The 17413-nt window shown below is 65.9% G+C and carries 19 protein-coding genes and 1 tRNA gene; 6 read left to right on the forward strand and 14 right to left on the reverse strand.

Annotation, left to right across the window (positions count from 1 at the left end; translation table 11 throughout):
- Window positions 1-124 precede the first annotated feature (124 nt).
- A tRNA-Thr gene (locus tag ACWKY3_RS04195) sits at window positions 125-199 on the reverse strand.
- A gap of 131 nt (window positions 200-330) precedes the next feature.
- The gene (locus ACWKY3_RS04200; protein WP_449315165.1) at window positions 331-690 is read right to left on the reverse strand and encodes a YxeA family protein; all 360 of its coding nucleotides are present in this window, start codon (window positions 688-690) and stop codon (window positions 331-333) included.
- Window positions 691-871: 181 nt separating this feature from the next.
- Between ACWKY3_RS04200 and ACWKY3_RS04205 the strand changes: the two genes are divergently transcribed.
- Window positions 872-1549: a pentapeptide repeat-containing protein gene (locus ACWKY3_RS04205; protein ID WP_449315166.1), complete on the forward strand. Its 678-nt coding sequence runs from the start codon at window positions 872-874 to the stop codon at window positions 1547-1549.
- A 62-nt stretch (window positions 1550-1611) separates the two neighbouring features.
- Here ACWKY3_RS04205 and pdxT read toward each other — a convergent pair whose 3' ends face one another.
- Entirely contained in the window at window positions 1612-2355 is a 744-nt protein-coding gene (pdxT, locus tag ACWKY3_RS04210; RefSeq protein ID WP_449315167.1) for a pyridoxal 5'-phosphate synthase glutaminase subunit PdxT, read from the reverse strand.
- A gap of 7 nt (window positions 2356-2362) precedes the next feature.
- Window positions 2363-3253, reverse strand: coding sequence for a pyridoxal 5'-phosphate synthase lyase subunit PdxS (gene pdxS / locus ACWKY3_RS04215; protein WP_449315168.1), 891 nt, complete (start codon window positions 3251-3253; stop codon window positions 2363-2365).
- Between the two features lie 146 nt (window positions 3254-3399).
- Here pdxS and pdxR point away from each other — a divergent pair, with 146 nt between their 5' ends.
- Both pdxR and ACWKY3_RS04225 read left to right on the forward strand, forming a co-directional pair.
- Window positions 3400-4917: a MocR-like pyridoxine biosynthesis transcription factor PdxR gene (pdxR, locus tag ACWKY3_RS04220; RefSeq protein ID WP_449315169.1), complete on the forward strand. Its 1518-nt coding sequence runs from the start codon at window positions 3400-3402 to the stop codon at window positions 4915-4917.
- Window positions 4918-5022: 105 nt separating this feature from the next.
- The gene (locus ACWKY3_RS04225) at window positions 5023-5478 is read left to right on the forward strand and encodes a GNAT family N-acetyltransferase (RefSeq protein ID WP_449315170.1); all 456 of its coding nucleotides are present in this window, start codon (window positions 5023-5025) and stop codon (window positions 5476-5478) included.
- 119 nt (window positions 5479-5597) lie between these two features.
- Here ACWKY3_RS04225 and ACWKY3_RS04230 read toward each other — a convergent pair whose 3' ends face one another.
- The 5 genes from ACWKY3_RS04230 to ACWKY3_RS04250 form a co-directional block, all read right to left on the reverse strand.
- The gene (locus ACWKY3_RS04230; RefSeq protein WP_449315171.1) at window positions 5598-6350 is read right to left on the reverse strand and encodes a spermidine synthase; all 753 of its coding nucleotides are present in this window, start codon (window positions 6348-6350) and stop codon (window positions 5598-5600) included.
- Window positions 6351-6899: 549 nt separating this feature from the next.
- Window positions 6900-7388, reverse strand: a complete 489-nt coding sequence (locus ACWKY3_RS04235; RefSeq protein ID WP_449315172.1) for a flavodoxin — start codon at window positions 7386-7388, stop codon at window positions 6900-6902.
- A gap of 144 nt (window positions 7389-7532) precedes the next feature.
- Window positions 7533-8066 (reverse strand): flavodoxin family protein, encoded by a 534-nt coding sequence (locus ACWKY3_RS04240; RefSeq protein ID WP_449315173.1) that lies wholly within the window; start codon window positions 8064-8066, stop codon window positions 7533-7535.
- Between the two features lie 37 nt (window positions 8067-8103).
- On the reverse strand, window positions 8104-9171 hold the full coding sequence (locus tag ACWKY3_RS04245; protein WP_449315174.1) for a DUF362 domain-containing protein: 1068 nt from the start codon (window positions 9169-9171) through the stop codon (window positions 8104-8106).
- A gap of 24 nt (window positions 9172-9195) precedes the next feature.
- Complete coding sequence (locus ACWKY3_RS04250) at window positions 9196-9867, reverse strand: flavodoxin (protein WP_449315175.1); 672 nt, start codon at window positions 9865-9867, stop codon at window positions 9196-9198.
- Between the two features lie 183 nt (window positions 9868-10050).
- Here ACWKY3_RS04250 and ACWKY3_RS04255 point away from each other — a divergent pair, with 183 nt between their 5' ends.
- The 3 genes from ACWKY3_RS04255 (at window position 10051) to ACWKY3_RS04265 (ending at window position 11241) form a co-directional block, all read left to right on the forward strand.
- The gene (locus ACWKY3_RS04255; protein ID WP_449315176.1) at window positions 10051-10503 is read left to right on the forward strand and encodes a MerR family transcriptional regulator; all 453 of its coding nucleotides are present in this window, start codon (window positions 10051-10053) and stop codon (window positions 10501-10503) included.
- Window positions 10504-10684: 181 nt separating this feature from the next.
- Window positions 10685-10939 (forward strand): hypothetical protein, encoded by a 255-nt coding sequence (locus ACWKY3_RS04260; protein WP_449315177.1) that lies wholly within the window; start codon window positions 10685-10687, stop codon window positions 10937-10939.
- Between the two features lie 8 nt (window positions 10940-10947).
- Entirely contained in the window at window positions 10948-11241 is a 294-nt protein-coding gene (locus tag ACWKY3_RS04265) for a hypothetical protein (RefSeq protein WP_449315178.1), read from the forward strand.
- Window positions 11242-11420: 179 nt separating this feature from the next.
- On the opposite strand, the gene ACWKY3_RS04270 is transcribed toward ACWKY3_RS04265, so the two are convergent.
- The 5 genes from ACWKY3_RS04270 to ACWKY3_RS04290 form a co-directional block, all read right to left on the reverse strand.
- On the reverse strand, window positions 11421-12530 hold the full coding sequence (locus tag ACWKY3_RS04270; RefSeq protein ID WP_449315179.1) for an aldo/keto reductase: 1110 nt from the start codon (window positions 12528-12530) through the stop codon (window positions 11421-11423).
- Between the two features lie 170 nt (window positions 12531-12700).
- Entirely contained in the window at window positions 12701-13228 is a 528-nt protein-coding gene (locus tag ACWKY3_RS04275; RefSeq protein WP_449315180.1) for a cytochrome c3 family protein, read from the reverse strand.
- Between the two features lie 70 nt (window positions 13229-13298).
- Window positions 13299-13952, reverse strand: coding sequence for a TorD/DmsD family molecular chaperone (locus tag ACWKY3_RS04280; RefSeq protein WP_449315181.1), 654 nt, complete (start codon window positions 13950-13952; stop codon window positions 13299-13301).
- Between the two features lie 12 nt (window positions 13953-13964).
- A complete protein-coding gene (locus tag ACWKY3_RS04285) occupies window positions 13965-14540 on the reverse strand; it encodes a 4Fe-4S dicluster domain-containing protein (protein WP_449315182.1) in 576 nt (191 codons plus the stop codon).
- 12 nt (window positions 14541-14552) lie between these two features.
- Window positions 14553-17282 carry a molybdopterin-dependent oxidoreductase gene (locus ACWKY3_RS04290; RefSeq protein ID WP_449315183.1) on the reverse strand — a complete coding sequence of 910 codons (2730 nt, stop codon included), beginning with the start codon at window positions 17280-17282 and terminating at the stop codon, window positions 14553-14555.
- Between the last annotated feature and the right edge of the window lie 131 nt (window positions 17283-17413).

Consider the following 17413-nt stretch of genomic DNA (forward strand, 5'->3'; position numbering starts at 1 on the left):
GGGCTTTTCAACCACGGAGGTGTGCCCTCTCTCTCGGCCGGCGGAACAGGCACCACCAACCGAGCGAGAGGCCCTCTTGAGACAAAAAAGGGCCGTCGGGTGATCCGACGGCCCGGGCGCTTCGTGGAGCCAGCGACAGGATTCGAACCTGCAACAGGCAGTTTACAAAACTGCTACGCTACCGTTGCGTCACGCTGGCACGCTTTTCCGCGCGGAGGTATTGTACAACAAGCGCTGCCCCGTGTCGCGCAAATCGGCTGCGATGTTTCTGTGGGGGCTTGCGAGGGGCGCGGGCCTGCCGAGAGGGCCTGCGGCTTGCCCGCGGCTCCCTCACACGCCTTGCCCCATCTTCTCCCTCACGGGGGCGGGAAGCTCGTCGAAGGGTACCTCCTCCCAGCCCACCACGCCGCGCAAGGGCTTCGTCTCCAGGTCGAGGTAGGCTCCCTCGCGCAGCACGCGTTCCGTTTGAAACGTCGCCTCCGTCGGGGCTCCGTCGGCCGAGAAGCCGTCCAGGCGGTACTCGTGCTCCATGCCGGCGCGCGGCTCGATGGCGGTTGCGCGGGCGTTGTCTATCCGGACGTAGACGTGGCCGGGCTCTCCGTAGAGCGCCCATCCGGCGAGCGCGGCCAAAACGGCCAGGGCGAGGGCCGCCGCTCCCAGCCCGACAAGCCTTTTCGCTCGGCTGCTCATGCGCATCTCCTCTCTGTTCTGCGTGTTCCGCCGCGTCCCTTCCGGCGCGGCGCGCCTTCCAGTCTAGGGGGCCTGTCTTGCGCGCGGCTTCTTCCTTCCTTGCGGGTTCCTTACGATTGCGGCGAGGCGTGCGCTACAATGGCCAAAGGGTCGAAACCGATGCGAAGGAGGGAGGACGGACATGGCCGCACGCGAGGAATCCCGCCCTCCCCGTCCCGCCAACCCCTCCATTCCCGGGGAGCTTTCGCAGGTGGGAAGCCTGGCTCGCTGGGTGGAGCAGGCCGATGGGGACCTTCAGGTCGCCCATGTGCTGCTTTCGGGGGACGCGTGCTTCGGGGAGGGCTTCGGGCTGCTCGAGCTGTCGGGGTCCCGCGTGGAGGGTTGCTCGTTTGCGGGATGCTCCTTCGATCGCGCCGCGTTCTCCGACGTGGCGTTTGCGAACTGCGATTTCTCGAACAGCTCGTTTTCGGAGGCCAACTTCAACCGCTGCGCTTTCTTGTTGTGCAAGTTCGCGGGGGCCGATTTCGGCCGGGCGGTTCTGGCGCGCGTGGAGGCGGGCGACTCCTCCTTCGCGTACGCGTCGTTCGAAAGGGCGCGTTTGGAGGACTTTCGGGCGACGGCGACGGATTTCTCGTACGCCGACTTCGCCGAGGCCCGTCAGAAGCGCACAGCTTTCGCCGATGCGCGTTTCACGGAGACGAGCTTTTTCCGCATGGGTTTGGACGGGGTGGATTTCACCTCGTGCCGACTGGAGGGCATCGTGCTGTCCGATTCCATGGGCGAGCTGCGCGGATGCGCCATGGACCTGTACCAGGCGGCCGGTATTGCGCGCAGGCTCGGCGTGATCGTCAGGGAGTGAGGGCGCGGGCGGGGTGCGCCTGGCCGGGCGCACCCCGCATGGGGCCGGGCGGCGCCCCCGCGCTAGGCTGGGCGGAGCGCGGCGCTCAGGAACGCGGCGTGGACGGCGCAGCCGGCGTCGAGTTCGGGGTGGAAGGCGAGCGCCCACTGGGCGCCGCAGCGCACCGCCACTATGCGGCCGTCCACCCGCGCGAGCACCTCGGTGCCCGGCCCCGCCTTTTCCACGTACGGCGCGCGGATGAACGTCATGGGCACGCGCCCGACGCCTGTCAGCTCGCCTTCGGCGCGGAAGCTTTCGAGCTGCCGTCCGTAGGCGTTGCGGCGCACGGTCATGGGGACGGTGGCCAGGTGCGGCCCGTCGCCCTGCGCGATGCGCTCGGCCAGAAGGATCATGCCGGCGCAGGTGGCCAGCACGGGCAGGCCGCCGATGATGCGCTCGCGCAGAGGCTCGAGCATGCCCAGGTCGCGCAGCAGCTTGCCCTGCGCGGTGCTTTCGCCGCCGGGGAGCACGAGCGCGTCGAAGGGCCGCTTCAGATCGGCGCGCTGGCGCAGCTCGACGCAGTCCGCGCCCGCTTGCGCCAGCTTGCGCTCGTGCTCGGCGAAGGCACCCTGGAGCGCGAGCACGGCGACGACGGGGCGGCGGGGCGGGCGCGTTTCGGCGGCGGCGCTGCGGTTTTGTTTGGGAGCGGCATCGCCGATGGCCGGGCGAAGCTGCTCCGATGTTGCGCCGGCGTCCGCCAAAATGCCCGTTTTCGCATCCTTGCCTGCGATTGCGCATGCGTGCGCCGCCGGTTTTCCGCACGTCATGGCGCGCCTACTTTCCGCGCTCGGCCATGAGCACGTCGATCTCGTGCTCGTTGATGCCCACCATGGCCTCGCCCAAGTCCTCGGAGAGCGCCGCCAGCATTTCGGCGTCGTCGTAGTTCGTCACGGCCTGCACGATGGCCCGCGCGCGCTTGGCCGGGTCGCCCGACTTGAAGATGCCCGAGCCCACGAACACGCCCTCGGCGCCCAGCTGCATCATGAGGGCGGCGTCGGCCGGGGTGGCCACGCCGCCGGCCGCGAAGTTCACCACGGGAAGCGCCCCCGCCTCGTGCACCTCGCGCAGCAGCTCCACGGGCACCTGCAGGCGCTTCGCCTCCTCGTACAGCTCGTCGTCGGCCATGCCGGCCACGGCGCGGATCTGGCTCGTGATCAGGCGCATGTGGCGCACGGCCTGCACGATGTCGCCCGTGCCCGGCTCGCCTTTCGTGCGGATCATCGTGGCGCCCTCCGCAATGCGGCGCAGCGCCTCGCCCAAATCGCGCGCGCCGCACACGAACGGCACGGCGAACGCGTTCTTGTCGATGTGGTGCACGTCGTCGGCGGGGGAGAGCACCTCGCTCTCGTCCACGTAGTCGATGCCGATGGCCTGGAGGATCTGCGCCTCCGCGAAGTGCCCGATGCGGCACTTCGCCATGACGGGGATGCTCACGGCCTCTTGGATGCCCCTGATCATGGCGGGGTCGCTCATGCGCGACACGCCGCCGGCCGCGCGGATGTCGGCGGGGATGCGCTCGAGCGCCATGACGGCGCACGCGCCCGCGTCCTCGGCGATGCGCGCCTGCTCGGGGGTGGTCACGTCCATGATGACGCCGCCTTTGAGCATCTGGGCGAGCGAGCGGTTGAGCAGGCGGCGGTCCTGCGCGGTGTCGGGTGCTGTCATGGGGGCTTCCTTTCCTTCGCCGCAGAGGGGCGGCGGCGATTCTGAAGGTTTCGTTTCCGTTCGAGGGTAGGGTATTTCTGGCTATGCTAGTATGTCCAAATCAAGGTAATTTGATAGGGTCAGATAGGGCCAGAAGGGAGGGCGGCGTGCTCACGTACTCGCTTGGCGACCGAGGTGAAGAGAGCCTGTACGGGTATCTGTACCGCCGCATCAAGGAGGACATCGAGTCGGGCGCCATTCCCGCCGGCGAGAGGCTGCCCTCCAAGCGCGCCCTTGCCGAGCACCTCGGCGTGAGCCTGGTCACAGTGGAGGGGGCGTACGGCCAGCTGGTGGCCGAGGGGTATGTGAGCGCGAAGCCGAGGCGCGGGTTCTTCGCGAACCCCGTGGATCGCCCGGCGACGCGCCCGTGCCGCAGCGCGCCGGTCGCGGCCCCGGCCGTACGCGGCCCCGTTGCGGCCGGGGTTGCGCACGGCTCCGCCTGGCCCCCGGCCGCCTCCGCCGAAAAACCGCTTCTGGCCGATTTCACGGGCGGGGAGGTGGCTGCCGAGCTGTTTCCCTACCGCGCGTGGGCGCGCGCCATGCGCGATGTGCTCTCGCACGAACCGGAGCGGGCGCTTCTGTGCGAGTCGCCCTCCATGGGGTCCGTTCGGCTGCGCGAGGCGCTGGCCGCTCATCTGCGGTCGTTTCGCGGAATGGAGGCCGACCCCGCGTGCATCGTGGTGGGGGCGGGCGCGCAGACGCTGTACAACCTGCTGGTGCAGCTTTTGGGCAGGGGGCGGCGCTTCGCGGTGGAAGACCCCGGCTATCCGCGCCTGACCAGCATCTACCGGGCGAACGACGTGGGGCTTTCGCATGTGCCGCTCGACGGCGCGGGCATCGGCATGGCGGCTCTGAGGTCGTCGGGCGCAAGCGTGGCGCACCTTGTGCCCTCGCATCAGTTCCCCACAGGGCTGGTCACGTCCGTCAGCCGTCGCTACGAGCTTTTGGGCTGGGCGAACGACGCTACGGACCGCTACGTGGTGGAGGATGACTACGACTGCGAGTTCCGCTTGGCCGGCAGGCCCATCCCCTCCATGCAAAGCATCGACGCTTCCGAGCGCGTCATCTACGCCAACACGTTCGCGCGCAGCATGGGCCCGGCGTTTCGCGTGGGGTACCTGGTGCTGCCCGCTCATCTGGCCCGCCGCTTCCAAAGCGAGCTGGGGTTCTACTCGTGCACGGTGTCGTCCATGGAGCAGTTGGCGCTTGCGCGGTTCATCGAAGGGGGTGACTTCGAGCGCCATGTCAGGCGCATGCGGACCCACTACCGCACGCTGCGCGACCATCTGCTGGCGGCGCTGGCGGACGGCCCGTGGGGCGACCGGCTGCGCGTGGAAGGGGCCGACGCCGGGCTTCATTTCCTTTTGCGCGTGGACTCTGCGGCAACCGAGGCCGACCTTGTCCGCGCAGCTCGCGCCGAAGGGGTGGCGCTGGCGCCGCTCTCGGCGTTTCGGCAAGCTTCCGCAGGGTCCGGGCGTTGCGTAGGGGCTTTCGGGGAGGGCGGCGCTCCGTCTTTCGTGATGAGCTACGCGGGCGTTGGGCGCGACGTCGTGCCGCATGCCGTCCGGGCCCTGGAGCGGGCCTTCGACGCGGCCGAGCGGGAGGCGGCGCGCGCCGGGGCGTGACGATGACCGGTCGCGGATCGGCCGGCCGGGCGCGTCGGTGGCCGGAGGGCGCGCGGTCGGGTAGAATGGGGAGGCGGCAAGCCCGCGCGACGGAAAGGAGATCCCATGCATGTCGAAACGCCTGCCGAGCGATCAGGCGAGCTGGTGGCCGCCCTTGTGGATGTGTGGGAGCGCTCGGTGCGGGCGACGCACGGCTTTCTGTCGGAAGACGACGTGGCGGGCCTGCGCCCCGAGGTGGGGCCGGGCGTGGCGGGCGTGTCCGAGCTTGCGGTGGCGCGCGGCGAGGACGGCGTGCCCATCGGGTTCGCCGGCGTGCAGGATGGCAAGCTGGAGATGCTGTTCGTGGCGCCCGAGTCGCGTGGGCGCGGGGTGGGGAGCGCCCTGCTCGCGCACGCGGTGGAGCGCTTCGGCGCGCGGACGCTCGACGTGAACGAGCAGAACCCGCAAGCGGTCGGCTTCTACGAGCACGAGGGCTTCGTCGTGGAGGGGCGCTCGCCTGTGGACGACGCCGGCCGCCCCTGGCCGCTGCTGCACATGCGCCTGCGGCGCGCCGTCCGCTGATTCGCGGCTTCCGCGGGTTGCCGGGCGCGGCGCCTCGCATGGCGCGCGATGCTTGGCTTGGAGTAAGCTCCAGAGTGCAAGGTCAGGCGCGTGCTGGAGGAGAGCCTGCAGCCTCTGGCTTAGAGTGCGGATGCGCGCTCGTCGTGCGGCGCGCATCCGCGAAGCTCCTCGGGGAAGGGGATGGCGCCGGGGAGGTTGAACGGGCGGTTGGAAGCGGCCAGCAGGTAGTTGTCCTCGGCCGAGAACTCCTCGTCGGAGCAGGGGAGCATCTGCACGTGCGCAAAGACGTGCGCGAGCGCGGAGGCGGCTGCGCAAAGGATGCTCACGTCGCAGCCCTCCCGCTCCGACACCGCGTTGGCCAGGTAGAGGCCGCCCGGCGCCAGGCACCGCGCTACGGCCCGGGCGGCTTCCACAGTCATGAGGGAGCGCGCGGGCCGGGTGCCCGAGAAGCAGTCGTTGATTATCGCGTCGTAGGTTTTGGGGCAGCTGTCCAGGTAGGCGCGCCCCTCGGCGGTGATGAGGCGCAGCCGGTCCGGGTCGTCAAGCCCATCGAGCACTTCCTGCAAGAAGAACCGCTCCTTCGCCAGGCACGTGACGGCCGGATCGGCCTCCACCACGTCCATGCGGCAGGCGGGGTGCGCGATCGCGAAGTGCTTGGGGTAGGAGTACCCGCCGCCGCCCAGCATGAGCACGTCGCGCACGTCGATGCCGGCCTGGAACATGCAGTCGAACGCGCGATGGTAGGCAAACACCGGTTCGAAGCGACGTTTTCCCAGGTAGGTTGCCGACTGGTAGGCCCCGCCCGCAACGAGCGCGAGGATGGGTTCGCCATCAGGCCCTTCCGCAGCCTCCACATACGGTTCGGTTTTCATGGCGCCTCCTTCCGCGCGTTCGTTTCTTGTTGGGTGCCAGTATACCTTGGAGGTTGGCGCAGGCGGCTTGCGGTTGCGCCGCGAGGGGCTCTGTGCAAGATGAATCGGGGAAAACGGACAAGTTCTTGAGTTATGAGTCATCTTCGCCCCCTGTTTCGAGCGCTCGTCGAGAACGGTTCTCTTGTCGTGTTCGAAAATGCCAGATCAAAAAATAGATGTCTGAAACTCATTAATACTTTAACCGCAAGAAAGACTCATAACTCGGGAACTTGCGACTCATAACTTAAGAACTTGGCCAAAAATGGCGAATCATCTTGCATGGCGGTCGGCGCGGGTGGCTTGCCCTTGCCTCGAAAAGCGGTCTTGGGGTTGCGGCGCCGGTCTTCCGGGGCGAATGCCGTCGTTGTTTGGGTTTCGTGATTGAGCGAGGTCGGGTTGGGAGCTTCTGGGGGCATTGCTGCCAGAAACCTGGCGCAAAAGGCGTCCCGCCTGGGCGCTGCGGGCGGGGCGCCTTAAGGAGCTGGGCTTTTCGGCTGTTCGCAGCGGGGGCTACAGCCCCAGGCCTTCGATCCAGCGGCGCACCTCGGCTTCGCGGGCGGCGGGGGAGAGCACCGTGCCGGACAGCCAGCGCGCGTTAGGGGCGCTTGGGCGCAGCGCGTCCACCGTGCGGCCCATGCCCGAGCCGCCCGAGGTGGCGAAGGGGATGATCGTCTTGCCGGAGAGGTCGTAGCCCTCCAAAAACGTGCTCACGATGGTGGGCGCGACGTACCACCAGATGGGAAAGCCCACGAACACGGTGTCGTAGCCGTCCATGCCTTCCACGCGGTTTTCGACGGCCGGGCGCGAGGCGTGGTCGTTCATTTCCACGCTGCTGCGGCTTTTCGGGTTGTTCCAGTCCAGGTCGGCGGCTGTGTAGTGTTCGGTCGGGATGATCTCGTGCAGGTGCCCTCCCGTCGCATCGGCCACGGTGCGCGCCAGGCGCGCCGTCTGGCCGCTTGCGGAGAAGTAGGCGACGAGGGTTTTTACGGAGTCGGTCATGGTTGGGTCCTTTCGTTTTCAGGTGATTGTGCAGGGCTAAAGGGTTGGAGGGTTGAGGGGTTCGGGGTCAGCGAGTTGGGCGGCCAAAAGGCCAAGGGGCCACGGGGCCGAAGGGACCGAAGAGGCCGGTGATTGGGAGGCTGGTCACAGGGAGCGTCCCAGGTCGTAAGCTTGCTGGGGGAAGCTTGTGCGACGCGTCATCGGCACGGTGCCGCAGCCGGTTCCCAAAACCGTGCCCCTGTCCTGAAAATTCAGATAGCGGCAGATGGTGGCGTAGTGCGCCGCCAAGTCGCGCATGGTCCAGTCGGCGTCATCCCAGGCAGCGGCCAAAAGCACGGTTTTCAGGCCCTTGCCCATGAGCGTGCCGTTGAAGCTGTAGAAGCGGTCGATGGCGGTTTTGAGCTGCGCTGACATCCCAAAGTAGTACAGCGGCGTGGCGAACGCCACCACATCGGCGTCCAAGATGGCGTCGCGCAGGGCGGTCATGTCGTCTTTTTGGCAGCACTGTCCGGACATGCCGCATGCATCGCACCCCAGGCAGGGACGGATGTCGGCGTGCGCCGCATCGAACGAGGCCACCTCGTGCCCTGCGTCGCGCGCGCCCTCCTCGAAGCGCTCGGCCAGCAGGTTCGAGGAGCCATGCTTGTGCGGGCTTCCCTTCACAACGAGCACCTTCATGCCCTTCTCCTTTCTGCGGCGCTTCGCCGCATGTCTGCTAAACATCAAGGTCGACCAGCCGGTACGTCTGGCTTCCCAAACCCAGCGCCTCGGCATGCGCCAAGGTGCGGGTCCCGTTGCGCGACTCCATGCGCCGCACGAGCGAGGCGCCGTCGGGCGCGGCGTACACCAGATCCACGCACGCGCGGTCGAGCGCCACCGGATCGGTCGAGGCCAGGATGCCGATGTCGGCCATGTCCGGCTCGGCCGGGTGCGCGTCGCAATCGCAGTCAACCGACAGGCGGTTCATCACGTTCACATAAAGCATGCGCCCGCCCAGGTAGTCGGACACGGACTTCGCCGCCTCGGCCATGGACTCCAGAAAGTCGTCCTGCGCGGGGCTTCCCCACGATGTGGTGGACGCGCCCGCGCTGTGGATGAGCAGCTTGCCCTCCGACGACGCGATGCCGATCGAGCAGTTCTTGACGGCCCCGCCGAAACCTCCCATGGCGTGCCCCTTGAAGTGCGCGAGCGACACCACCCAATCATAGCGCGAAAGGTGCGCGCCCACCAGGTTCTCGGAGAGATGTGCGCCGCCGTTCACCGGGATGCTCATATATCCGTCGGCGTCCATGATGTCAACGTCGGCTATGGCCGTGAAGCCGTGGTCGGCGGCCACCTGGAGGTGTCGCTCAACGCTGCCGCGCTGACCGCCGTAGGCGGTGTTGCACTCCACGATGGTGGCGTTCAGGGCGCGCACCAGGTCGCCCACAAGCTCAGGGCGCAGGTAGTTGCTTCCCGGCTCGCCGGTGGAAAGCTTCACGGCCACAGAACCGGAGGGTTGCACGCCCAGGGCCTCCCATGCGCGCGCAAGGCCCGCCGCGCTGATGTCGGCGGTGAAGTACACGGGGGCGGCGTTCGGGTTGCTCGCGTCCTCGCGTTCGGCAGAGGGGGCGCTTGCCGGAGCGGCTTCGGGTTCGGGCGTTGGGGCGGCGTCGACTTCCGAGGCGGCCTCAGGTTCCGGGGTGCCGCCCGCGCATCCCGCAAGCGCGCCCCCGGCGAGCACGGCCATGCCCAAACCGGCGGACCCCATCACGAACATGCGCCGATCAAGATTGCTTGTCATGGACTCTCCCTTTTCCCTTGCCGCTCACAGGCCCAGCGCTGCGAGCCATTCTTCGGCTGATGCGTCCATGGTGGCCAGGCCCGCCTCGGTCACGGTCAAACCGTCGAGCACGTTCGCATCCGGACACAGCTCGCGCAGGTCGGCCACCGAAGCAGCGATGGAGCTTGAGCCGGACGTGGCGAACGGCGCGATGGTTTTACCCGCGAGGTCACCGCGGTCGGCAAGTGTCTTCACGATCTGCGGGATGTGGCCCCACCATACGGGGAATCCCAGGTAGACGGTGTCGTAGTCGGCCAGGCTTGGCACGTCGGCCGCCAGCGCGGGGCGCGCGTCTTCGTTTTGCTCGCGCTGGCCGAGGTCCAGCATCTCGTCGTAGTCGGCGGGGTAGGGTGTGGCGGGTTCGATGCGCACCAGTTCAAGCCCTGTGCGCGCTTGGATGGCCTCGGCCAGCGCGAGCGTGTTGCCCGTGCGCGAGAACACGGCGATCACGGCGCTGCCACCGGCAGCGGTGTCGGCGGCAGACGTCCCTTGCTGCGGCTCGGCCTCGGGAGCGGGCTCTTGCGGCTCGGGCTCCGTCGTTTGCTGGGGCGCGGGCTCGTCGGCGGTTTGCGCGCAGCCGCCGAGCGCAAGCGCTGCCAGGGCTGCCGCCGATGCGCCCACGAACGCGCGGCGGCTCATCGTCTTGGTCTGCCTCATCGGGAATCCTTTCTCCTCGGCTCTGCGGTTGCGTCCGGCCTAGTCAGCCACCTGCGCGCGGAGTTCGCCGCTTGTGGACGGGTCGTTCCTGTCGTGTTAAACTTCGATTGCCATCCTAGAACTTAGAGTTAACTTTAAGTCAAGTGAATGTTTTGTGTATCGATTTGCCGAAAGAAGGACCAGATGCTCTACACCATTGGCGACGCGGCGCGGGAGCTGGGCGTGCCCGCCTCAACGCTGCGCTACTACGACAAGGAGGGCCTGCTGCCGCACACCAACCGCAGCGGCAGCGGCATGCGCATGTTCACGGAGGACGACTTCGAATGGGTGCGCTTCATCGAACGCTTGAAGCTCTCGGGCATGCCCATCAAGGAGATCAAAAGCTACATCGACCTTTACGAACAGGGCGATGAAACCCTCTTGCAGCGCCGCGAGCTCATCTACGCCCGCCGCGACGCGGTGGAGCACGAGTTGGAGCGGCTGCAGGAGACGCTCGCGTTCATCACCTACAAGTGCTGGTACTACGACAAGGCCGTGGAGCTGGGTTCGGAGGCCGCCGTGAAGGCCATCCCCATAGACGAGCTGCCGCCCGACATCCGCGCCATCAAAGAGCGCTGCGGCATCAGCCGCTACTGAGGACGACGGGGGAGCGACAGCGGGCAACATCGAAACTTTAGAGCAATCAATGCATGAAGAAGCGAAAGCAGATAAATCATTCCGTACGCTGCTAGAACCCGATTGGTAATACCGAGCGCATTTCCTAGCAACCGTAGAGTATTGAATATGATATGATATGAATAAATAGAAAGGAACTTCGATGCGGCTGGTAATCCATCCAAGAGTCCACATGAGGCATCCAGAGTTGAGTGAAGATGATGTCAAAACGGCGTTTCGGGGTATGTTCAAGCACATCTATCGCGAAAACGGTGATCTGGTTGGCGTCGGGATGGATGGGAAGAACCGGCTCGTGGAGATGGTGGCGAGGTACGCCGATGATGGCATCGTGATCGTCTACCACGCTTTCACGCCGCCTACACACAATGTCATGCGTGAACTCGGGATGGTCAGATAGGAGCGGATATGGCAGCGACGTTAGAAGAAAAACTGAACGCAATGCTCGGTATGACGGCCGACGAATTGGAAGAGAGCGCACAGGCGTACGAAGCCGGCGAGATTGATTTCACTTCTGCCGATGAGGTGCGTGACGGATCGCCATTCGACTACATAGGATCCAGGAGGGAGACGTTCGTTCTTGATGCTGCAGACTTTCGCGGCGTGATGCAGGTTATGAAGATGGATGGATGCAGTAAGTCGACCGTATACCGCACCGCTCTCCGCGAATATCTGGATAAGCGCGGATTTGCTCACGCGTAGCCGATGGGCGCGCCATCGGTGTAGCAGCAGCGCCTCTCTCATGCAAGCACGAGAGAGGCCCAAACTGGTTTATAGGTCGCAGCAGGTTGAGCGAACCTGTGGCAGTCAATTTCGAGCATGTCACCGCCTTGGGAGCATAAGCCAATCTCGCAATCAGCAACCTGTCGCGGGCAACCGTCTTACGCGAAGTACGCCGCTATCTCGCGCATGCGATCTCCCTGCGCCACGCCGAAGGGGCAGCGCGCGTCGCAGTGGCCGCAGGAAAGGCAGTCCGCAGCGTTTCTGCCGAGGTGCGCGTAGTGGTCGCGGGCCAGGTCGTCTCCGGCGCGGGCTAGGTCGTAGTACTTGTTGACCAGCCCCACGTCGATGCCTGCCGGGCAGGGTAGGCAGTGGTTGCAGTACACGCACGCCGGCGCGCTGTTTGCCGGCGCGAGCGAGGCAGCCTCCGACCAGTCGCGCTCGGCGGGCGAGGCGTCCAGGAACGCCAGCGCCTCTTCGAGGTCGGCCAGCCCGCGCACGCCCGGCAGCACGCAGAGCGCACCGGGGCGGTCGAGCGCGTACTGCATAAGCTGCGCGCGCGTGAGCGCCCGCCCAAGCGGCGAGCGCGCGTCGTCAAGCAGCTGCCCGCCCGCGAACGCCTTCATCACCGAGATGGCCACGCCCGCCTGCTCGCAGTCGCGGTAGAGCGCGGCACGCGCGGCCGCCGTGCCAATGCCGTAGGACCCCTGCGTGCAGTCATAAGCCGGGTTCACGCTGAACATGATGAGATCGACAAGCCCCGTTTCCAAGAACAGCCGTGCGATGCGCGGGTCGTGCGTGGAGGCGCCCAGATGGCGCAGCGTGCCCGTCGCCTTGAGGCGCTGCAGGTAGTCCCAGGTGCCGCCGCTCATGACTTGGTCGAAGTCGCGCTCCTCGTCAATGCAGTGCACCATGCCGAAGTCGGCGTATCCGATGCCGAGCACCTCCATTTCTTCCTCGAAGGCGCGCGCGATGCGGTCGGCGTCGAGCGTCCAACCGTATTTGCGCTCCGGCCCCGTCTCGTACACGGCGCCGAAGTGCATCTGCACAATGACGTCATCGCGCCGTCCCGCGAACGCGCGCCCGTAAGCGCGGAAGGGACGAAACTCCGAGGGGCACAGGTCGAAGAAGTTCACGCCGGCGTTCAGCGCGCGCTCCACCGTGCGTGCGATCTCATCATCGGTCGAGGCGTGGATGGATCCCATCCCCAGCCCGATCACGCTCACGCGCTCCCCGCCGCGCGGCACCGTGCGGTATTCCATAGCTCCCATGCGTCTCCTTCCGAGTTGTCCGACCCGTTTAGTATGGACCTTGGAGCGTGCTCCAAGTCAAGCGCCCTCCGACTTGGTTCGACGAAGCCGGAGGGCGCGGGCGCTGCCCGATTGAGGGCTTTGGACGGCGGGCGCTTTGCCGTCGCCCTGCAGCGGCCAGGCGGCCACCGCTACCTGTCTGCCCAGGAAGTGTGGTTCAGATGCATCTGATGGCAGTCGGCGCAGCCTTGCGCCTCTTGGAGGTCGAGCGCGTCGTGGCGATCATGCCAAGAGCCTTCGGTGTGGCAGCCCGACCGCAGGCAGAAGCCTTCGGTGTTGGCTAAATTGCTCGCCCCCAACGGGTCGTCGAAATTTCCCGTCGCCCATGCGATAGCCTCGGACACCTGCTCGTCTATGCGGGGTTCATGGCACTGCAGGCAGGTGACGTTCGCTTCAAGGTGCCGTGCGGCCATGAGCGTGTCGGCTTCGTAATATCCTTCAACGTAGGAATCCATGGGGGAGTGGCACACCGCGTTGCAGAATCCGGGTTGCTCGTGCCAGACCCAGAAGCCCGCTCCCGCAACGAGGATTATTGCAGCGGCCATCCCAAGCGCGATGCCGGATTTACGGGAGAGGCGTTTGCGCTTGGGTATGGTCGGGGTTTCGCGCGGCTCCGCGGCGTTTGCCGTGCCGCGCTCGTTTTTGTTGGTTTCGCTCATGGAGGTTCCTCCTTGCGGGTTGTTCTGGTAGGGGCCGGCGCCCTTGCAGCGAGGCGCCGGCCAGGGGATGTCAGCGTGTTGCGGGGGCTTTCAGCAAGGCGGCGTCTTTGCATGTCAGCTCGGCCAGAAGCCGGGCGGCCGCACCGTACAAAGGCGCATCCTCGGCGGCGAGCCGGGAGGCGAAGGGGCCTGTCCACGTGCCAAGGTGCTGCTCGAGGAACGCCGCGCTTGCCGCACGCGCCTGTTCGAAGGCGGGTTCGTTGCCTTTCGAGGAGCTTTCCTGCATGCGCTGGGCCAACTGCGCAAGAAAGCCCGTCTCAAGGGCCAGGTGGTCGTCTGACACCTGCGGGTAGCGCTTTGGAAGAAAACCTGACGCCCGGTAGGCCGTGCGAACCTCGAGGGTCACGCGCGTGAACAGCGCCCGGTCCTTAAGCGTCCAAACAGACTCCCACGGGGGAGCCGGCAGCGTCCCGGGTCCGACGAACAGGCGGGTGTACTCCCGGCGAGCCGCCGAGGCATCGCTGAGGGCGGAGGCGATGTTGGCAAAGCCCTCTTCCGGGTCGTTCGCCTCCTCATTGCCACTGATCAGCGCAAACGCCTCATTAGCAAGCTGTATGTCAAAGGCGTCGGCAAGCTCGGCGGTCGGTTCTTCTGCGAACAGGCGGTGGAGCAGCGAGTACAGATACGTTCTTGCAGCCAGCTGCTCGTCGGTCAAAGCGTTCACGGGTGCCTCCTGCTACACGATCATCTGTCGGCATGGCTCGGCAAACGCCTGCGCCTTCGTGCGCATGAGCAGGTTGGGGGAGGTTTCGGAAGAGGAGGGCAAAACGGGCAAGTCGCTTGTCAGCTCTTCGCCGTGCGCTGCGCGCAACTCCTCGATGTCCCCGAACTCGATGGCGCGCATGGGGCAGGCGTCCACGCATACGGGGTTCTCGCCGTTGTCGCGAAACGCCTTGCATGCGTCGCACTTGCCCGAAACCCGTCTATCCTCGTCGTAGGAGGGGTGACCGTAGGGGCACACGGCAACGCAGGTGCGGCATCCTATGCACTCGTCCTGATCGATGTACACCGTGCCGTCGTCGGCTTTGCGACAGGCTCCAACAGGGCAGTTCTCCACGCAGGCCGGCTGTTCGCAGTGGTTGCAGGTGGCCGCGAGGCTGAAGCGGGACGCGGCGGGGTATGTCCCAACCTGGTACGTTCTCACCTCGCGGTACACGACATGCGCGGGCAGGTCGTTGCGGTCTTTGCAAGCCGTCTGGCAGGCACGGCATCCCGTGCAGCGGGCCAGGTCAAAGTAAAATCCCAAAGGCATGGCGCATCTCCTCTACTCGTTGACAACGGTCGGGTACGGAAGCGGCTTGTCCAGGTCGGCTGGCACTTCGCGTCCTTCGAACTTCTCCACCTGCACAACCACGGAGTTGAATCCCATAACCAGTGACTCGGCGAAGTACGATCCGTTGAGCGTGCTGTCGGAGGAGCCGAAGTCGATGCCGGTCTCCTCGTCCATCTCCACCCAGCCGCCGTGGGGGATGGCGCAAACACCCTCCATGAAGCAGTCGTCGATGGAAAGATGGCGCACCACCTTGCCGTACGGGCTGGTCACCAGCACGGGGTCTCCGTCGGCAAGCCCCCGCTCGGCGGCGTCTTTGCTGTTCATGTAAAACGGGTTTGCGTACGCTTCGCGCAACCACGGGGTGTTCTCGAGGATGGTGTGCGCGCGGCGCAGATAGTGGGGCTGGAAGCACTGCAGCGGGTAGTCGCCCTTGGTCTTGGCGCCCCAATCGGAAAACGTCGCCTCGTAGTTGTCCTGCGACTGCAAGAACACGGGGTAGGGCTTGAACTCGTGCGCGGACACGCCCATGAGGTTGAGTATGTCGGCGCGCGACTGGCAGTAGATCTCGAATTTGCCGCTTCTCGAAGGGAGCGGATGAGCCTCGGGATCCGCGACGAAATCTTGGTAGGCGATCCATGTCCAGTTGTCGTCCTCGCGGCGGGGCACCTGGTAGCTGCCGGTCTTGATGAACTCGTCGTAGTCGATGACGCCTTGCTGCGGCTCTCCTTCAAGGCCCAGCTCGTCTATCTTCTCCTGCGTGACGGTGACGAGGGGCTGTATGTCCGTGCCGTCTTCGGTGCGGATGGTGGAGGTCAGCACGGCGTCGAAGCGACGTTGCGCGTCGGAGCGGGTGTAGAACTCGCTCGGGTCCAAACCGCACTTCGTTGCGAGCAGCTCCACGAATTGACGATCGCTCTTCGCTTCGTACAAGGGTTCGCACACGGTGCCCGGTATGAGCATGAAATCACGGTTGATCTGCGTGTTTATCATACCCGTTTCGTATTCGGCGTTCTCCCAGCGCGTCGTGCAGGGCAGCACGATGTCCGAATACTGCGCCGTGGGGCGGAACTGCCAGGTGTGGCACACCACCAGGTCGAGCCCGCGGAACACCTCGATGGCCTTGTTGATGTCCATATTGGTGGAGAAGCCCTCGTTGTTCTGGGCGAAGTACGCGCGGATGTTGATGTCGCGCTCTTCGGGTTCAACGATGGAGGACGATCCGTCGGCGTAGCTGATGGTTCCCATGTAGCGGTAGCTTCCCTTGAGCACGGCCGACCACATCTCGGGTCCGGTGATGGCGTCGTCGTTGGGGTTGGCTATGGTGAGCGTGCCGATGGCACTGTTTCCCGTGGTCATGGATGCCAGATCGGGCAGGGGTGCGCCGCACTGCACAATGGCCTCGCCGGAGTTGCCCGCCGAGAAGCTGAAGATGCCGCCGGTGGCGTTGCCCGGCTTTCCCAGGTGGCCTCCCATGCAGCCGATGGTAAGGAACAGCTGCGGGAAGTACTCCGCCCCGTTGTAGCGTGCCGCCGCGTAGCTGTGCAGGTTCATGACGTTGTTGTCTTTGGCTTGCAGGCGGGCGTACCATTCGATGTCCTCGATCGGCGTGCCGCAGTACTCGGTGGCCCACTGGGGGGTCTTCGGCTGGCCGTCGTAGACGCCCAGCACGTAGTCGTGGAAATTCTCGTTGACGGTGGCGTCTGCGGGCATGCTCTGGGCGTCGAAGCCCACGCAGCACCGATGCAGGAAATCCCAATCGAGGATGGAGCCGTCCTCGTCTTCGGTGATCATCACGTAGGCGACGGCCAAAAGGAACGCGGTGTCGCTGCCGGGTCGCACCCGTATCCAGCGCGCGTCAAGCGTGGAGGCCGAGAAGTTGTAGTCGGGTCCCACGTACACGAACTCGGTTCCGTTCTCCTTGGCGCGCATGAAGTGATACATGGGGTTGCCCGCCGAGCACCAGGCCGGATTCGCCGAATACAGCACGATGGTGTCGGCGTTCAGCAGGTCGAGCCGGTCGTTCGACCCGTTGATGTCGGGGTTGATGGCGTAGGTGATCCCCAAGTTCGGCGTGCCGACGAAGTAGGAGCCGTACGAGTTCGAATTGAGGAACGGGATATGGCCTCCCAGCTGGTCGAGCACGTTTTCGAGCTGCGCCCCCGCGTAACCGCCGATCATGATGGACCGGTTTCCGTACTCCGCGTAGATCCGGTCAACCTCCTGCGCGATCATCTCGCACGCCTCGTCCCACGAGATGCGCTCCCACTCGTCTTTGCCGCGCAACTCTCCGTGGATGTTCTCGCCCCCGCCCGGCTGCCAGTGCACGCGCTTCATGGGGTACTTGATGCGGTCGGCGCCGAACAGATGCTGGCGTTGCGCGCGGCCGCGCGGGCAGGCGCGCTGCTGGGGCAGTTCGAAGGTGTCCTCGTGCGTGTCGTCGGTTTTCACGCGCGTCACGATGCCGTCCACGGTGTAGGCGCGCAGCATGCAGCGGCTGCCTCCGCAGTTGTGCCAGCAGGGCACGGTCACCCACTCGCCCTGCATGGTCGGATCGAACTCCGCGTCAAGGCGGTGTCCGTCGGCGGAAACCCCCTGCGTGGGCCTATCGGCCTCGACCGCGCGCAGCTCGTTTTCTGGGCTGCAGCCGGTTGCGATCACCGCCGCGCTTGCTGCTGCGGCCGCCGCCACGAAGCTCCGTCTTGAGATGGGGATGGTGCTCATTGCGTCCCTCCTGTTTCTGCGGGCGCCACTTTGGCGCCCCTCCCGTCTTTCGCCTTGCGGCTTTCGACTAGATTATTGGGGGGCGCCCATGCGCAAAGCAAATGCCCATATCGAGTTGTTTTGTATAGCGA

The organism is Rubneribacter sp., assembly GCF_965361815.1.

Excerpts from the sequence above, each read along its gene's own strand:
- ACWKY3_RS04200 (WP_449315165.1), bottom strand. The coding sequence starts at position 690 with ATGAGCAGCCGAGCGAAAAGGCTTGTCGGGCTGGGAGCGGCGGCCCTC.
- ACWKY3_RS04205 (WP_449315166.1), top strand. The coding sequence starts at position 872 with ATGGCCGCACGCGAGGAATCCCGCCCTCCCCGTCCCGCCAACCCCTCC.
- pdxT (WP_449315167.1), bottom strand. The coding sequence starts at position 2,355 with ATGACGTGCGGAAAACCGGCGGCGCACGCATGCGCAATCGCAGGCAAG.
- pdxS (WP_449315168.1), bottom strand. The coding sequence starts at position 3,253 with ATGACAGCACCCGACACCGCGCAGGACCGCCGCCTGCTCAACCGCTCG.
- ACWKY3_RS04225 (WP_449315170.1), top strand. The coding sequence starts at position 5,023 with ATGCATGTCGAAACGCCTGCCGAGCGATCAGGCGAGCTGGTGGCCGCC.
- ACWKY3_RS04230 (WP_449315171.1), bottom strand. The coding sequence starts at position 6,350 with ATGAAAACCGAACCGTATGTGGAGGCTGCGGAAGGGCCTGATGGCGAA.
- ACWKY3_RS04235 (WP_449315172.1), bottom strand. The coding sequence starts at position 7,388 with ATGACCGACTCCGTAAAAACCCTCGTCGCCTACTTCTCCGCAAGCGGC.
- ACWKY3_RS04240 (WP_449315173.1), bottom strand. The coding sequence starts at position 8,066 with ATGAAGGTGCTCGTTGTGAAGGGAAGCCCGCACAAGCATGGCTCCTCG.
- ACWKY3_RS04245 (WP_449315174.1), bottom strand. The coding sequence starts at position 9,171 with ATGACAAGCAATCTTGATCGGCGCATGTTCGTGATGGGGTCCGCCGGT.
- ACWKY3_RS04250 (WP_449315175.1), bottom strand. The coding sequence starts at position 9,867 with ATGAGGCAGACCAAGACGATGAGCCGCCGCGCGTTCGTGGGCGCATCG.
- ACWKY3_RS04255 (WP_449315176.1), top strand. The coding sequence starts at position 10,051 with ATGCTCTACACCATTGGCGACGCGGCGCGGGAGCTGGGCGTGCCCGCC.
- ACWKY3_RS04260 (WP_449315177.1), top strand. The coding sequence starts at position 10,685 with ATGCGGCTGGTAATCCATCCAAGAGTCCACATGAGGCATCCAGAGTTG.
- ACWKY3_RS04265 (WP_449315178.1), top strand. The coding sequence starts at position 10,948 with ATGGCAGCGACGTTAGAAGAAAAACTGAACGCAATGCTCGGTATGACG.
- ACWKY3_RS04270 (WP_449315179.1), bottom strand. The coding sequence starts at position 12,530 with ATGGGAGCTATGGAATACCGCACGGTGCCGCGCGGCGGGGAGCGCGTG.
- ACWKY3_RS04275 (WP_449315180.1), bottom strand. The coding sequence starts at position 13,228 with ATGAGCGAAACCAACAAAAACGAGCGCGGCACGGCAAACGCCGCGGAG.
- ACWKY3_RS04285 (WP_449315182.1), bottom strand. The coding sequence starts at position 14,540 with ATGCCTTTGGGATTTTACTTTGACCTGGCCCGCTGCACGGGATGCCGT.
- ACWKY3_RS04290 (WP_449315183.1), bottom strand. The coding sequence starts at position 17,282 with ATGAGCACCATCCCCATCTCAAGACGGAGCTTCGTGGCGGCGGCCGCA.